We start from the raw sequence: 14,968 nt of genomic DNA, 5'->3' as shown, positions 1-14,968 counted from the left end.
GAGGTAACACGGGGCTGGCTTGCCGTTTGCCGGGTAGGGCTGGCGGGCGTGAGGATGTTGCGGGATGAAACTAGGCTAACATGGTTAGCGCTAGTTGTATAGACAATTTATTGAGTGGGTGGGGTTGTCTTTTTTATATGGCGCGAGCCATCAAGCCGGCTTCCCCTTCATAACCAGCTGGCATTGATGGAGGACCGCGTCGTAAGTGCGCGCGACGTGGTCGGCGTTCGGGAAGACGCAGGTTTTCAGGTCCGCGTTCTCAAACGGGCTAGGCAGCAACAGTGCGAATTGCTTGCAATGCGGCAGGTCGCGGCGCATGCGCTCCAGCGCTTGCGTCATCAGCTCGCAATCCTGCAGCGGGTTGACGCTGACCAGGCACACAATCGCCACCAGTTCCGGCGAGGCCTCCGGCGGCGCCGGCTTGTCGAGATCCTCGTAGCTCATGCTGCGCGCGTCGATTTTCTGCTCGCGCAGGATGCGCACCAGAATCTCGGTCGCCAGCTCGGCGGACGCCGATCCCAGGCCGATGCTCAGCACCAGGCTGCCGTCCGGCACGTCGAACGATCCCTGCCACTCGCCGGTATCGGAGATGCGCCGCTCGCGCAACTGCCGGCCGATGCCGCCGCCCGCCAGCACGCTGCTGCGCTTGCGCTTTTTCCACCATTTCGGATTGCCGCTCAGCGCCTCGATCACGGCGATGATGGAGGAGGTGACCTTTTCCTCCTCATCGGGCGTGATGGCGCTGTCTTTCAGGTCGAAATTGGCCAGGTGCAGCGCCGGCAGCAGCACGCCGTCGCAGTACTCGGCCAGCGATTTGTGCTGCATGTAGCGCTTGGCGCTGGTGATGATCTCATGCGCGTCGCCCGACAATGCGCGCTGATAGAAATTCTGCGGCATGGTCAGCGCCGGCAACTCGCCGAACATGATCTCCAGCACCTTCAGCGCGCGGATGTAGCGGCCCGCCACCACCAGGCACAAGGTCAGCGGCGTCGACAGCACCAGCCCGACCGGCCCCCAGATCCAGCTCCAGAAGATCGCTGACACCACCACCGACAGCGGCGACATGCCGGTCGTGTGGCCGTACAGCTTGGGCTCGATGGTTTGCGCCACGATGATTTCCACCGCCAGGAACAGGCCCAGCGTCATCAGCGCCAGCGACCAGCCCGGATCGACCGCCGCCGCCAGCAGGGTGGCGCAGAACGCCGCCATCCAGACCCCCACGTAGGGGATAAAGCGCAGCACGGCGGTCATGGTGCCCCACAACAGCGCCTGTCCCAGGCCGAGCAGGCTCAAGCCGAGCCACACCGCCAGCCCGGTGGCGATATTCACCAGGAACTGCGAGATGAAGAAGCGCGACAGGCGCTCGCCGGCGTCGTTGACGGCGATGGTGGTGGCGCGCAAGTCGCCGCCGCCGGCCAGGCGGATGAAGCGGTCGCGCAGCGATTCATGCTCCAGCAGCACGAAGATCAGCACCACGAACACGATGCCGGCGGTCTCCAGCGGCGGCCACACCGACGCCACGATCTTGCCCAGCAGCTGGAACGGCTTCAGCGCCGGCTCATGGATTTCCACCAGCACCGGCGTCTTGACGCTGCCATCGTTCTGCAGCACCGGCTGGGCGGCGCCCGCGCCATCGCTGGTGAAGTGTTCGATCAGCTGTCCCGCCGGCCCGCCCAGGCTGCCCAGCGTGCCGCGCGTGAGCTCGTCCAGGGTTGCGATCTTGGCGGCGATGGTGTCCTGGTACTTGGGCAGGCTGGCGCCCATCACGCCGACCTGCTGCACAATCACCGCGCCGATCGCCAGCAAGGTCACCGTCACCACCAGCACCCCGGTGCACACCGAGGTGGTCTGCCCGAGGCCGAGGTGGCGCAAGGCGCGCACGAACGGCGCGATCAGGAAGCTGAAGATGAACGCCAGCGTGATCGGGATCAGCACGTCGCGGCCGAAGTAGAGCAGGGCGAGCACCGTTGCGGTGCCGACCAGGCCGGCGACCGCGCCCGGCAGGGTGCGGGAAGTAAGGGAGGAGTCAGACACCGTGTAACCTGGCCGGATAAGTAAAAGCAATAAAATGCACCGCGTTCAGCGCGATGTGGACCACGATGGCGGCCTCGATGCGCTGCGTGCGCTGGTATGCCCAGGCGTAGCCGAGGCCGGCAATCGCGGCAAGTATGCCATAACGCGGCCCGCCGCCCAGGTGTGCCGCGCCGAACAGCAGCGCCGACACGGCCACCGCCAGCCACGGTCCCCAGTTGAAACGCGCCAGCGCCGCCGCCAGCCGCGCCTGCAGGAAGCCGCGGAAGAAGGCTTCTTCCGCCACCACCGTGAACAGCAGGTTGATGCCGATGAACAGCGGCGTTTGCCGCGGCAGCTTGAAGTCCACGCCGACCACGCCGGCCGCCAGCGCGAAGCCCAGCGTGACGGCGATCGTGAGCAGCAGCACCGGCGCCGTGCGGCGCAAGACCTCGCCCAGTTCGGCCAGCGAGCCGGCGCGCCGGCACAGCAAGGCCAGCAGGATCAGGCCGACCGCGCCCTTGTCGAAATTAGCGTACAGCGTGAAGGGCGCGGCGCCGGCGGACAGCACCACGCCGTCCATCAGCAGCGGATTATGGAAGCCGGGCAGCTTGTGCATGGCCAGCGCCAAGGCCAGCACGCCGGTGAGCACGCCGTACGCCAGCCGCAGCCACGCGCGCGGCGCGCGGGCGCAGCCATAGGCCAGGCCGGCCAGCAGCACCAGCGCGCCGATGGCGGCGGGCTCCAGCACGCCGGCCACCAGGCCCCAGGCCATGGACATCACGAACAACAGCGGCCACAGCGGCAGCGCGTGGCGCCCGATGGTGAGCGGGCGCGCCCAGACCGAGCCGAGCGCCAAAGCCAGCAGGAGAAAAGCGAGGAGTGTCATTGATTCAACGATGAGTTTTCGTCAATGATACTCCAAGGCAGCTTAGAACCTGTAGACCAGGGCGGTCATGACCATCGGCGTGGTCTTGCGCTTGGTCAGCGGGCTGTCGGCGGCGTCGTCGGTCAGGCGCGACACGCCCAGCACGCTGCGCACCGCCCAGTTGCTGTCGATGACGTGGGTCCAGTTGACGCCGGCCGTGACGTTTTCAAAGCCGGCCTTGGCCGTGTAAGCCTTGTAACCCGACGCCGCGCTTTGCCGCGCGGTCACGCCGAAATAGGTTTGCGCGTGCTTGCGGTCGCCGTACTCTGCCGATGCGCCAAAGCCGATCTGGTCGCTGGCGCTGGTGTACAGCGGCGCTTCCAGCCCCAGCGTGTAGGTGGCGCCGTATTCGCGGTGGCCGAGGTTCTGTTTGGTGGTCAGGCTGAGGCCGACGGTGCCCAGCTGGTAGCCCACGCTCAGCACGGCCTGCGCCGCGCCCTCGATGTTGCCCATGCCGCGCAGCGCGTCCGAGCCGGAGAAGTAGTTTTCCTTGTGGTCCTTGCGGCCGGCGTCGTAGCCGAGCGCGCCGCTGAACTTGAAGTCGCCGACCTCGGTCTGGTAGCCGATGCCGCGCCGGGTGCTCAGGAACACGCCGTTGGCGTAGGTTTTCTCCAGGAAGGGCAGGGGCAGCACCCGGCTCTTGTCGGCGCCGGCGTATTCCGGCACGTAGGCCAGGCCGATGCCGGCGGTGAAGCTGTCGCCGGGCGTGGCCGGCTTGGCGTCCTCGGCGAAGCTTTTGCCGCTGAAGGCGCACAGGGAGAGAAGGGTTAAAGTGATGGCGTGGCGCATGATGGATTCCCGTTCAGTGGTCCGCCGGTGCCTGATTGCCCGGCTTAAGACCGCGAGAGTTTCCCAGCATTTAATGGCCGCCGCTATCGCCGCCGCTGAAGTATCATTTGCTGAAATCTTTGGTATCGCATTCCGGAGCCGACCATGTCATTGACCCTGTATTACCATCCGCTGGCCTCATTCTGTCACAAGGTGCTGATCGCGCTGTACGAGAACGGCACCGACTTCGACAAGCGCATCATCAACCTCGGCGACGAGGCCGACCGCGCCGAGCTGGAGGCCATCTGGCCGCTGTGCAAGTTCCCGGTGCTGCGCGACCACGTCAACCGGCGCGACGTGCCGGAGACCTCGATCATCATCGAGTACCTGGACCGTCACTATCCGGGCGCGCACGCGCTGATCCCGGCCGACTGGGACGACGCGCTCGACGTGCGCCTGTGGGACCGCTTCTTCGACAACTATGTGCAGGAGCCGGTGACCACCATCGTGATGGCGCACCTGACCGGCCTCAGTTGCGACCAGACCAAGGAGCGCACCAAGCTCAAGACGGCGTACAAGATGATAGAGAAGCGCATGAGCACGCGCAGCTGGATGTGCGGCGAGGCCTTCAGCCTGGCCGATTGCGCGGCGGCGCCCGCGTTGTTCTACGCCGCCACGCTGTTGCCGTTTCCGGAGGAGTACCACCACCTGCAGAGTTACTTCGAGCGGCTGGTTACCCGGCCCTCGGTCAGGCAGGTGCTGGAGGAGGCCAAGCCTTACTTCTCAATGTATCCCTTCGCCAGCGACATTCCGGACCGCTTCCTTTAGTTCTTGTTGCCTTCCGGCGCGCTCTGCACCGAGGCCGCCTGCGGGAACGCCTGGTTTTGCTGGGCCAGCGAGGCAAAGCGGCTGGCTTCGTCGATCAGGTGCTTGCCCGCGACCTTGCGGCCGGCGTCGGCCAGCTCGGTGGCGGTGCGCGCCGCCTGCGGCACGTGTTCCTGCGCCAGCTGGGTGATTTCGGACTGGAAGTCGGTCGCCACCTGCGCCAGCTGCTGGTGATAAGCCTGCAGCTTTTGCAGCAGCGCGCCGGCCTGCTGCGGCGCATTGTCCGGCGCGCGTTCGGTGGGCGGGGTCAGCAGCGCGTAACGCAGCGCGGCGGTGGATTCGTCCAGCACCTCGCGGCTGAACTGCACATTGACCTCGGCCAGTTGGCGCAGCGAGCGCAGCACCGACTGGGTCAGGTCGGCGTAATAATCAATGCGGGCTTCCGCGTGATTTCGGGCTGCCGGGGACAGCGTTTCCACAAACGAGTTCATAAGCGTTGCTCCAGTTGGGTTGGGGCCAAAAAGGACAGGGGGAACGGACGTTTTGGCCTCGCGTCCGCTCCCCCTATGATCGCAAATGTCGCCGCTTTTGGGCACTCCAAAGCCTGCCGGAACTATTTGTTTTCCCTACTCAACAGATGGGGCCGCTCTTGGGAGGAGCAGCAGCGATTTCTGCCGGCCGTTGATGTAGCGCACGCCACTTTCATCAAAATAGGCATCCTCCTCCAGCATGATGCGCACCGGCGCGTTCCAGCCCGGGATGGCGGTCGCGGCGTTCAGCTCGATCGAGTAGGCGGTCTTGGGGCGCAGCACGTCGTCGCCACTGCCCGGCACGCCGCCCTGCATGTCCCACATGCCGATGGCCGGACCGGCCGCGTGGCCGTGATAGCCGATCGGATGGGTGTAGATGGTGGCGTTGATGCCCTCTGCCTTGGCCTGCTTGAGCGCGGCGGCCAGCACCTCGTTGCCGCTGCGGCCCTGCTTGAAATTCGACGTCAGGATGTCCTGCAGGCGGTTGGCGCTGGCGAACGCCTTGGTCAGCTCGGCCGGGGCGGCGGTCTCGCCCGGCTTCAGCACGTAGGCGTGCTGCTGGATGTCGGTGTTCAGGCGCAGGTAGGTGATGCCGATATCGACGTGCAGCAGGTCGCCCGGCACGATCACCTCGGCATTGGCCAGTCCCTTGCCGGCGCGCTGGATTTCCACCGATGGATGGAACCAGGTGTCGTAGCCGAGGTCGCGGATCTTCTGGCGGAACCACCACACCACGTCGTCGGCGGTGGTGATGCCGGGCGTGATCACGCGCTCGGAAAAACCTTCCTCGATGATCTTGTGGGTGGCGTTCACCAACTGCGGATAGATCTGCATCTCGCGTTCGGTGCGCGACTCCAGCCAGCGCACGGCCAGCGGCTCGGCCGATACCACGCGCTTTTTCAGCTCGGCCGGCAGGGCGGCCAGCAGCTCGTTGTAGTCGGTGTGGTCGATGCCGTCGGCGTGGCCGAAGTGGGTCGAGGTGTTGAGCGCGATCTTGTCCGGATTGCGCCGGCGGATGATGTCCACCAGCGCCGCCCACTGATCCGGGAACTGCTTCATGTCCCAGGCGGCGGTGATGCTCTTGCCGACGTTGTAGCGCGCCACGGCCAGCCGTTCCACCTTGCCGGTTTTGGCGTCGCGGTAAAACACCAGCACCGTGCGGCGGCGCGCGTTCAGCCATTCGGCCGGCAGCATGGTCTTCAACACCGGATCTTCATTGTATTCGCGCGAGACCACCACCCACATGTCGATGCCGGTTTGCCGCATGATGTCGGGCAGCAGATTGTCGAAGCGGTCGACCAGCAGTTCGTTGACGACCGTCGCCTGGTCGCGCACCGACAGCACCTGGGCCCCGGCCTGGGCCGGCATGCCCGCCGCCAGCAGCAGGGAGAAAGCAAGGAGGAATTTTTTCATCCAGCGATCTTGAGCCGGGTTTTTGGCAATGTCAATCAACAATATTTATAATGGCCGTTGCATATGCAAAGGAGAGAACATGGCAGCACCTTCGGTTTTTTATCTGCACGGCGGTCCCGCACTGGGCCCGGTCTTTGAGCGCGCCCGTTATCCGGACGCCAGCCATGTCCACTGGTGGCACCAGCCGGTCGCCAAACCGTGCGCCGCGCGTCCTTACCTGGACCTGCTGGAGGCCGCGCTGACCGAGTTCCGACGCGTCGCCGCCGAAGCCGGCCAGCCGCTGACCGTGATGGCCAGCTCCTTCGGCGCGCACCTGGCGGTGCATCTGGCGCGCCACGCGCCTGAACTGATCAAGAACATCGTGCTGCTGGCGCCCACCTACAATCCGGAAGACGCCGCGCTGCGCCTGGCGCGCCGCGCCTTCCGCGTGCACACCGACCATCAGCACGCGGGCAAGCTGGCCACCGCGTTGGCCATGTATGAGGAAGATCCAGGCCGTCCGCGTTTCTGGGATGTGTTTGGCGCGCTCTCGTTGCTGCCGGATGCGACGGAACTGTACTTCGGCCCGAACGGCGGTCCGGAGGCGGCGCGCTCGTTCGCGGAACTGATCCAGCAGCCCGGCGCGTTCGACGGCCCGACCTCGGTGGCCACCTCGGACGATTTCTCGGCGCTCGACCACACGCCGCAGCCAAGCGCCTTCACCGGCCCGGTCTCGGTGCTGTTCGGCGCCTACGATCCGATGATCGACGCCGACAAGGACCGCGCCGTGTGGGAAGTCATCTTCCCACAGGCGGCCTTCTTCAAGGTGGAGACGGGCCACTTCCCGTTGCTGGAACTGACGCTGGAGGAGTGCCTGGCGCCGGCCTGATTATTTGCCGGCGAAGTGGGCCTCGATTTCTTCCAGCGTTTTCCCTTTGGTCTCAGGCAGCAGGAAGGTCGCGGTCAGGAAGTAGAGCAGGGTGGCGCCGGCCCACCAGAAGAACATGGTGGCGTAGCCGTACTGCCCCACTGTGGGCAGGAAGGTGGCGGCGATCATGGTCGACACGAACTGGTTGATCAGCAGCGCGATGCTCATGCCGTTGGAGCGGATGCGGGTCGGCATCAGCTCCGACAACGCAAGCCACACGCACACGCCCGGACCGACCGCGAAGCCGGCCACGAACAGGCACATGGCCAGCGCCACCTTCCAGCCATGCGCGCTGGATGGCACGGCGGCCAGGTCGGCGCGCTCGATGCGCAGCGGCGCCTCCAGGCCTTCGGCCGGATCGGCGAACGGATTCAGATGCAGCTTGCGGAAGAACGCCCCGATCACGCTGTCGGCCTGCACCGTGTCTTCACGATTCATGTGCAGCACCGGCAGGGCGGGATCGTCGCTGCGGCGCGTTTGCACGTTGGTGAACGGGCCGTAGGAATAGGCCACGGTCAGCTGCACCGGCGCGCCACCGGCGGCGGCCGTGCCAAAGCTTTGCAGCGTGGCGGCGTCCAGCCGCAGCGCAAGACTGTCGGACTGGATGCGCGCTTGCAGGGCTGGGCGCACGTCGTGCTGTCCGGATTCGGCTCCGCGGAACAGCAGGCCGGCGGCCAGCAGCGCGGTGACGATGCCGCCCGTGCCCAGCATCAGCAGGAACTTGCGACCCTTGCGGTCGACCAGGATCACGGCCACGATGGTCATCACCGCGTTCAGCACTTTTAAGACCACGTCGCCGGCGTTGGCGGTGGTGCCGGGCAAGCCGGCCTGGTTCAGGATGTTGACCACGTAGGCCAGCACCGAGTTGATGCCGGTGGCCTGGTTCAGCGCCAGGATCAGGCAGGCCAGCAGGAAGGGCAGCAGGTAGCGGCGGCTCAGGAGCGGATCGGCAGGCGCGGCGATGCTGGCCACGCTCGCGGCGGGAGCCAGCGCTTGCTGGATTTCGCGCAGCTCGGCCTCGGCTTCGGCTGCGGGACGGGTGCGCAGCAGGGCGGCGCGGGCGTCCTCGATGCGGCCACGGCGCGCCAGCCAGCGCGGCGACTCGGCCAGCAGCAGGGCGCCGGCGGTGAACACCAGGCCCGGCGTCAGGCACCACCAGAAGATGCTGCGCCACGCGTGATCCTTGGCCGCGAACACCGCCGCCGTGCGCTGGGTCTCGGCCAGATGCTGGGCGGCGGCGGTCGCCGTCTCCACCGAGTGCGCCTGCATCAGGCCTATCACCGCCGCCGCCACCAGCCCCACCGTCAGCAGCAGCTGGAACAGCGCGGCGCCGCGTCCACGCTGGCGCGCGTGCAGGCACTCGGCCAGGTACAGCGGCACGATCACGCCAATCAGGCCGCCGCTGACGCCTTGCAGCAGGCGCCCGAGCAGCAGCGGCACGTAGCCATCGGCCAGCGCGATCAGGGGAATGCTGAGCGTGAACAGCACGCCGGACAACACCATGGCCCAGCGGCGGCCGATCCAGTCGGCCAGCGCGCCGGCGAACAGGGAAGACAGCACGGAGCCCAGCAGCACCGCCGCCACAATAAAGCTCAGTTGCTGCGCGCTCAGGCGCCACGCCACCGACGCGGTGGATTCAAGATAAGGCAACGCGCCCGCGATGATGCCGACGTCTATTCCATACAGCAGCCCACCCATTCCCGCGATGAACAGTAAAAATCCCATGGCGCGTGCTTGCATCGAGGCTCCGTCTAGTTGGTGGTGAGATCGATGGCTTCACCTTCCACGAAGACGGCCACCGGTTGTAATTCCGCGTTGAGTACCACGATGTCCGCCCAGGCGCCCTGCGTCAGGCGGCCGCGCTCATGCTCGCCCAGGTAATCCGCGGGGTAGAGCGACAGGCGGTTCGATGCATCGGCCAGCTCCAGCCCCAGGCCGACGAAGTTGCGCAAGGCCTGGTCCATGGTCAGCACGCTGCCCGCCAGCGAGCCGGTGGCCAGCCGCACGCAGCCCAGGCACTTGTAGACGCGCTGGCTGCCCAGGCCATATTCGCCGTCGGGCATGCCGGTGGCGGAGGTGGCGTCGGTGACGCCGTACAGGCGCGGAATCGCGCGCAGGGCCGCGTGGATGGCGCCTGGCGCAACGTGCTGCAGGTCCGGAATGATCTCCGCATATTCCGCATGCGCCAGCGCCGCGCCGACGATGCCGGGCCGGTAGTGATTCAGCTCCGTCATGCCGTTGTACAGATGGGTGAAGCCGGCGGCGCCGGCTTTCAGCGCCGCGACGCCGTCTTCATAGCTGCCGTTGCTGTGACCGATCTGCACCCGGATGCCGAGTTCATTCAGTTGCGGAATCAGCGCCAGATGGCCATCCACCTCGGTCGCCAGCGTCATGGCGCGGATCGGCGCCAGCGCGTGATAGTCGCGCACCAGATCCATGCTGCCCACAGTGACCGCATCCGCCGGTTGCGCGCCCAGCTTGTGGATGCTGAGGAATGGGCCTTCAAGGTGCACGCCAAGCATGCGCGCGGCGCCGGTCGGCCGCTGCGCGATGACCGGCGCCAGGCCGCGCAACGCGCGGCGGATCGAGTTGTCGGTGGCGGTCATGGTGGTGCCCAGCATGGCGGTGGTGCCGTGCTTCGCATGCGCGCGCGCCACGGCGTCGCCGGCGTCGCCGCCTTGCATGATGTCGACGCCGGCGGCGCCGTGCACGTGCAGGTCGATAAAGCCGGGCAGGATGGTCAGCGTGCTGTGCGCGTCGTGGTTCTCGCGGATGTGTTGGATGCGCTGGTCGAAGGCGATGCTGCCGTTGATCCAGCCGTCCGGGGTGAGGATACGTCCGCTCAGCACAGCGTCACTCCGCAATCAGCAGCTCGATGCCGGCTTCCAGCAGGCCGTCGCGGTATTCCGGGCTGATGCCGGCGTCGGTGATCACCGTGTGGATGCGGTCCAGCTGCACGATGCGGTGCAGGCTCACGCGGCCGAACTTGGAGGCGTCGGCCAGCACGATGATCTTCTTGGCGCGTTCCACCATCTTGTGATTCAGGCTCGCTTCCGCCTCGTGGTGGGTGGTGACGCCGAACTGCAGATCGAAACCGTCCACGCCGAGGAACAGCTTGTCGAAGCTGTAGGCCTGCAGGCAGGCTTCCGCCTGCGTGCCCTGGATCGACAGCGACTGCTTGCGCAGCAGGCCGCCGGTCAGGATCAGGTCCACGCCCGGCGCGTCGGCCAGCTCCCAAGCGATGTTCAGGCCATTGGTCATCACCGTGATGTTCTGCGCCTCGCGCAGGTGGCGCGCCAGCGAGATGGTGGTGGTGCCGGAGTCGATGATGATGTTGTCGCCCGGTTGCACCATGCGCGCGGCGTAAGCGCCGATGTGCTCTTTCTGCTCGTGGTTGATGGCGTCCTTCTGGCGGATGGTCTGCTCGGCCGGCGGCGTGCGCGCCAGCATGGCGCCGCCGTGGCTGCGCGTGGCCAGTCCCTGGGATTCCAGCGCACTGAGGTCGCTGCGGATGGTCACCGCCGAGACGCCCATTTTCTCCACCAGTTCGTTGACCTGCACCGAACCGTGCTGAGTGAGCGCTTCCAGGATCGCGGCGCGGCGTTGACTACTGAGTCGCATGGGTTTTGCTGTTGATTTGTCAAAAAATGGCAGCTTACCAGATCGTGCGCGCCATGCCAGCAAACATTGTAGATTCGAAACAAAAAGAAAGTTATGTCGGTTAAAAACGAAAGAAAACGAAAATACAACACGGAAAAGAAATAATTCGAAAGTTTGTTGTGTTTTCTTTCTTTGCTTATTACTATCCTTACATAAGTCACAAACCACAGACAACAACACGGCACTATGAGGGAGATTGGCATGGGTAGCAGAATGGAAAAGGGACTTCGGCGCAGCCTGATCGCCGTGGCGGTGGAGATGGCGCTATGCGGCGTGGCTTTCGCGCAGACGCAGACGCAGGCGGATGCGGAAGCGCCAGCCGCGCCGGTCGTGGTGGTGACCGGCCCGCGCGCCGCCCTGGCCAAATCGCTGGAACTGAAACGCAATGCCGACGTGATTCAGGATTCGATTTCGGCGACTGAGCTGGGCCGCTTCCCCGACGATAACGTGGCCGACTCGCTGACCCACATCTCCGGCATCTCGGTGTCGCGCACCCGTGGCGGCGAGGGGCAGTACATCAATGTGCGCGGCCTCGGCTCCGGCTACAACATCGTCACCCTGAACAAACGCATCCTGGCCACCGACGGCGACGGCCGCGACTTCGCTTTCGACGTGCTGCCGTCGGAAGTGATCAGCGGCGCGGACGTCATGAAGTCGGCCGAGGCGTCGCAAATGGAGGGCAGTATCGGCGGCTCCGTCAACCTGCGTTCGGCGCGCCCGATGGACAATCCTGGCTATCACGCCTCCGTGCGTTTCGAGGCGGACCATAACGACCTGTCGCGCAAGGATGGCGGCAAGCTGTCCGGTGTGGTCAGCAACACCTTCAATAACAACACCATGGGCGTGCTGGTGGGCGCGGTGGTCTCCAAGCGCAAGGTGCGCACCGATTCGCTGGGCTACCAGACCTACAACGCCGACTCGCCGGGCAGCTTCGACGTGAATGGCGATGGCGTGATCGGCGAGGGCGAGAGCAATCTGCTCGGACCTTGCTGCATCTCCTTCGGTTCCGTGTTTGAAGAGAAGAAGCGCACCGCGCTGTCCGGCGCCTTTGAATGGAAGGTCACGCCGAACTTCAAGATGACAGTCGACGGCCTGGCCACGCGCCTGGACTCGCCGCAAATCGGCTATCAGCAGTCCTACTACATCGAACATGCGCCGGGCCGCTGGTCCGATGTGGTGGTCAAGGACCATCTGATCACCAGCATGACGGTGCATGATCTGATTCCTGAAATGTCCAACGTCACGGCCGACCGCGTGGTCGACACCATGCAGGCCGGCTGGCGCGGTGAATGGAAGGTGTCGAACGATTTGAAACTGACGGGTGACCTGTACCGCTCGACCTCCAAGCGAGATTCCGGCGGCAAGGACACCTTCGTGGTCGCCGGCATCGCCGGCCACAACACCGGCTACTACCGCGCCAACAACGGCGCCTTCCCCGACATCCGCGTCACCCTGGAAGATGGCCGCGACCTGGCGACCGAGCTGGCGGCCGGCCGTCTGGGTAACAAGGACTACGGCGTGCATTTCGCCGGCCTGACCGGCACCGATATCAAGGACACCATCGACGGCGCCTCGCTCGATGGCCGCCTGTCGCTGAGCGGTGCATGGCATGTCGATGCGCTGCAATTCGGCGCCAGCGCCACCAATCGCAAGAAGGATCGCAACTCGATCGGCAACGAGAAGAGCGGCGGCGCCTGTCAGTACTGCGATATGTACTCGACCACGTTCGCCTCGCTGGGCGCCAACGTGGTGCAGCCGATGACGCTGCCGAACTATATGCGCAACGCCGGCGGCAGCTTCCCCGGCAGTTTCGTCAAGTTCGACGTGGCGGCCTATCTGGCGGCGCTGAAGGCGCTCGATGGCAAGCCGGTTCTGGACGCGGAAGGCAATCCGACCGGCGAGACCTATGACGTTAGCAAGTCGCAGCCGGTGTTCGTGCCGACCGATTCGTATTCGGTGCGCGAGAAGACCGCGACGCTGTACGGCCAGCTGGAACTGTCCGGCGAAAACTGGAACGGCAATATCGGCGCGCGCCTGGTGCGCACCAAGACCACCTCGAAGAGCGCGATCGACAAGATCGTATCGATCGACGATCCGACGCCGAACATCCCGACCAGCAGCCCGACCATCGTCTACAGCCCGGCGGTGCCGGTATCGGAGGACGGCAGCTACACCAAGCTGCTGCCATCGGCGAACATCAGCTGGTGGGCGCGCGAGGATTTCGTGGTGCGCGGCGCGTTGGCCAAGGTGATGGCCCGACCATCGCTGGACAAGCTGGCGCCGACCCGCACCGACAACACGCTGGACCGCAGCTATGTGCTCAACGTGGTCGGCGACCCGAAACTGAAACCGACCGAGGCGGTGCAGCAGGACCTGTCGGCGGAGTGGTATTACCGTCCGAAGTCGGCCATCACGGCGGCGATCTTCGCCAAGCAAATCAAGAACTTCGTCACCTACCAGACCGACGAGCATGTGGATATCGGCGTGCCGGGTTATCTGTACACCGTGACCCACCCGGTCAATGGCGACAAGGCGCGCGTGCGTGGCCTGGAGCTGGGCGTGCAGCACCTGTTCGACAATGGCTTCGGCTTCAACGCCAAATTCGCCAAGACCTGGACCAAGGCTTACCAGAACGGCGAGTATGTCGGCCAGCTGGAGGGCGTGGCGCCAACCGCGTCCTCGATAGGGCTGCTGTATGAGAAGAACGGCATCAACGCATCGATCTCGTTCGACTACACCGGGGAGTACACTCAGAGCACCAATGTGCTGGCCGGCTATCCCAACAAGGTCGATGCGCTGACGTGGGTGACCGCGTCCGCCTCCTGGGATGTGACCCGCAACATCACCCTGTTCATCGAGGGCAAGAACCTGGGCGATGCGGTCATGCGCTCGAACCTGGGCCGCGGCGACGCGCTGTATGGCTTCGAAACCTGGGGCCGCACCTACGTGGCCGGCATGAGCGTGAAATTCTGACGGGACCACATGAATACGACGACAAGCACGATACAAACCGAGGACACCGCCAGTACGCGCCGCCCGCGCTGGCTGGGTTACGCGCTGGCCACCACGCTGCTGTGGGGCGTGTGGGGCGCGTTCGCCGGGCTGCCAAGCCAGCACGGCTTCCCTGAAACGCTGATCTACGTGGTGTGGGCGCTGACCATGGTGCCGCCAGCGCTGATCGTGCTGGCGCGCGCGGAATGGAAGGTGCGCCACGATGGCCGCGCGATCGCGTATGGCTTGGCGATCGGTTTGCTGGGCGCGGGCGGGCAGATGATTCTGTTCTACGCGGTGAAGGCGGGACCGACTTATCTGATCTTTCCGCTCATCTCGCTGTCGCCGGTGCTGACGATCGCGCTGTCGTTCGCCTTTTTGCGTGAGCGCACCGGCGTCATGGGCATGGCCGGCATCGTGCTGGCGATCTGCGCGCTACCGCTGTTCGACTACACGCCTGGCGGCGCGCCGCAGCAGTATGGCTTGTGGTTCCTGCTGGCGCTGGGCGTGCTGGTGGCCTGGGGCTTGCAGGCTTACTTCATCAAGCTGGCCAACGCCAGCATGGATGCGGAGAGTATTTTCTTCTACATGACGGCCAGCGCCTTGCTGTTCATCCCGGTGGCCATCGCGATGACGGACTTTTCGCAGCCGATTAATTACGGTCCTTCGGGGCCGCTGCTCGCCGCCGCCACGCAGATACTGAACGCGGTGGGTGCGCTGACACTGGTGTATGCCTTCCGCCATGGTAAGGCGCTGATGGTGTCGCCGCTGGTGAACGCCGGCGCACCATTGCTGACGACCGTGATCTCGATGGCGTTGGCGGCGTCGCTGCCGACCGGCTACCGGCTGGCGGGCATTGTGCTGTCGCTGGCGGCGGCGCTGTTCCTCGCGCTGCAGCCGGACGACGGCGCCGCCTGAACTGGATTATTCAAGGAC

Annotated in this window: 12 protein-coding genes; 4 read left to right on the top strand and 8 right to left on the bottom strand. The window is 65.3% G+C overall.

Annotated elements, in window-relative coordinates; all coding sequences use genetic code 11:
- Positions 1-150: 150 nt before the first annotated feature.
- From FHW83_RS15635 to FHW83_RS15625, 3 genes are read right to left on the bottom strand one after another with little or no spacing between them, the layout of a single operon-like run.
- Entirely contained in the window at positions 151-2,034 is a 1,884-nt protein-coding gene (locus FHW83_RS15635; RefSeq protein ID WP_373997221.1) for an AI-2E family transporter, read from the bottom strand.
- A complete protein-coding gene (locus tag FHW83_RS15630; RefSeq protein ID WP_176647273.1) occupies positions 2,027-2,899 on the bottom strand; it encodes a CPBP family intramembrane glutamic endopeptidase in 873 nt (290 codons plus the stop codon). Before FHW83_RS15630 ends, FHW83_RS15635 begins: the two co-directional genes overlap by 8 nt.
- Positions 2,900-2,941: 42 nt before the next feature.
- A complete protein-coding gene (locus FHW83_RS15625; RefSeq protein WP_176647272.1) occupies positions 2,942-3,727 on the bottom strand; it encodes a MipA/OmpV family protein in 786 nt (261 codons plus the stop codon).
- Between the two features lie 144 nt (positions 3,728-3,871).
- Here FHW83_RS15625 and FHW83_RS15620 point away from each other — a divergent pair, with 144 nt between their 5' ends.
- A complete protein-coding gene (locus tag FHW83_RS15620) occupies positions 3,872-4,534 on the top strand; it encodes a glutathione S-transferase family protein (RefSeq protein ID WP_176647271.1) in 663 nt (220 codons plus the stop codon).
- Here the strand turns inward: FHW83_RS15620 and FHW83_RS15615 are convergent.
- A complete protein-coding gene (locus tag FHW83_RS15615; RefSeq protein ID WP_176647270.1) occupies positions 4,531-5,022 on the bottom strand; it encodes a phasin family protein in 492 nt (163 codons plus the stop codon). The two genes, FHW83_RS15620 and FHW83_RS15615, sit on opposite strands and share 4 nt — an antisense overlap.
- 135 nt (positions 5,023-5,157) lie before the next feature.
- A complete protein-coding gene (locus FHW83_RS15610; RefSeq protein WP_176647269.1) occupies positions 5,158-6,474 on the bottom strand; it encodes a M24 family metallopeptidase in 1,317 nt (438 codons plus the stop codon).
- Between the two features lie 79 nt (positions 6,475-6,553).
- On the opposite strand from FHW83_RS15610, the gene FHW83_RS15605 reads away from it, so the two are divergent.
- Positions 6,554-7,342 (top strand): alpha/beta fold hydrolase, encoded by a 789-nt coding sequence (locus tag FHW83_RS15605; RefSeq protein ID WP_229224205.1) that lies wholly within the window; start codon positions 6,554-6,556, stop codon positions 7,340-7,342.
- Here the strand turns inward: FHW83_RS15605 and FHW83_RS15600 are convergent, their stop codons facing one another.
- From FHW83_RS15600 to FHW83_RS15590, 3 genes are read right to left on the bottom strand one after another with little or no spacing between them, the layout of a single operon-like run.
- Positions 7,343-9,121 carry an MFS transporter gene (locus FHW83_RS15600; RefSeq protein WP_229224204.1) on the bottom strand — a complete coding sequence of 593 codons (1,779 nt, stop codon included), beginning with the start codon at positions 9,119-9,121 and terminating at the stop codon, positions 7,343-7,345.
- A gap of 11 nt (positions 9,122-9,132) precedes the next feature.
- Positions 9,133-10,230, bottom strand: coding sequence for an N-acetylglucosamine-6-phosphate deacetylase (gene nagA / locus FHW83_RS15595; protein WP_176647268.1), 1,098 nt, complete (start codon positions 10,228-10,230; stop codon positions 9,133-9,135).
- A gap of 4 nt (positions 10,231-10,234) precedes the next feature.
- Positions 10,235-11,209, bottom strand: coding sequence for a DeoR family transcriptional regulator (locus FHW83_RS15590; RefSeq protein WP_373997220.1), 975 nt, complete (start codon positions 11,207-11,209; stop codon positions 10,235-10,237).
- Between the two features lie 45 nt (positions 11,210-11,254).
- Between FHW83_RS15590 and FHW83_RS15585 the strand changes: the two genes are divergently transcribed.
- Together FHW83_RS15585 and FHW83_RS15580 are read left to right on the top strand one after the other, a co-directional pair.
- Positions 11,255-14,014, top strand: coding sequence for a TonB-dependent receptor (locus FHW83_RS15585; RefSeq protein ID WP_176647266.1), 2,760 nt, complete (start codon positions 11,255-11,257; stop codon positions 14,012-14,014).
- Between the two features lie 9 nt (positions 14,015-14,023).
- Complete coding sequence (locus FHW83_RS15580; protein WP_176647265.1) at positions 14,024-14,950, top strand: EamA family transporter; 927 nt, start codon at positions 14,024-14,026, stop codon at positions 14,948-14,950.
- The last annotated feature ends 18 nt before the right edge of the window (positions 14,951-14,968 follow it).

This window comes from Duganella sp. SG902 (genome assembly GCF_013376005.1).
Classification (GTDB): domain Bacteria; phylum Pseudomonadota; class Gammaproteobacteria; order Burkholderiales; family Burkholderiaceae_D; genus Rugamonas.
Note: the sequence above shows the minus strand (reverse complement) of the source record. Positions and strands in the feature narration are given on the sequence as shown.